Annotated in this window: 1 protein-coding gene; it reads left to right on the top strand. The window is 51.2% G+C overall.

Features of this window, described 5'->3' with window-relative positions; translation table 11 throughout:
• The coding region (locus tag AC1RPX_RS07835) for a hypothetical protein (protein WP_481763335.1) at positions 1 to 332 on the top strand (332 nt) is incomplete at both ends.

Genomic DNA, 332 nt, shown 5'->3' on the forward strand with positions numbered 1-332 from the left:
GGCACGTACACAGGCGTATAATAGAGGTGTACTACTTCCCGCTGTCATAAAACATATCCGTAATACGACAGCGGGCTTGCCGCCCGCTGCTGGTAATTTGGTAGCGGGCCAACTCGCTATCAACACGTCTGATGCAAATCTATACACGCTTGATGCACTGGGTAATGTGCGACTTCTGGCCAGCGCCGCAGTAACAGCAAATGCCTACACATCAACCAATACCACGAACCAGCTTGTCAAGACAATCAATGGCGTGAGCCCGGACAGCACAGGCAACTTCACACTGGGTGCCACCAAGAACAAGTTGATCAATGGCAGGTTCCGTCTAAATC

The organism is Dellaglioa sp. CoH-56-MRSF-14, from assembly GCF_056782115.1.